This is a genomic window from Pseudomonas sp. 2822-17 (genome assembly GCF_002742485.1).
Classification (GTDB): domain Bacteria; phylum Pseudomonadota; class Gammaproteobacteria; order Pseudomonadales; family Pseudomonadaceae; genus Aquipseudomonas; species Aquipseudomonas cyclaminis.
This window is the reverse complement of the sequence record NZ_LJRZ01000109.1, coordinates 1-315: the sequence shown is the minus strand read 5'-3', so window position 1 is coordinate 315 and position 315 is coordinate 1. Positions and strand designations below refer to the sequence as shown.

General features: G+C 35.9%; 1 protein-coding gene. It reads right to left on the bottom strand.

Translation table 11 applies throughout. The features are described 5' to 3' along the window. Positions 1 to 184, bottom strand: a 184-nt coding sequence (locus AOA60_RS01150) for a solute carrier family 23 protein (RefSeq protein ID WP_305887029.1), incomplete at its 3' end; no start/stop codon positions are given. Positions 185 to 315: the final 131 nt, after the last annotated feature.

Sequence of the window (315 nt, the reverse complement as noted above, 5' to 3'; positions counted from 1 at the left end):
TCATAAGGTAGGCAAGCGTTCCAAGACCACTTGAAACTAAAGCTACTGCTGGACTTAAATCTACGATTAATGGTACAAGAATTGTTGCACCAAACATTGCGAATAAGTGCTGTAAACTTAAAACAAGCCATTTGTGAAGTTTAGGTACCTCTCTTATTCCAACTGTTGTCTGTTCTTTACTCATTATTTTTCCTCCTTGTAATAGACGGTATATTTTACCGTTTATACAAAAAACCTCTTTGCTAATCAAAGAGGTATCCACTTTAACCTTATCTTAGTGTACATTAGATAGGTTAGGAGTATACCCCTTGTCAG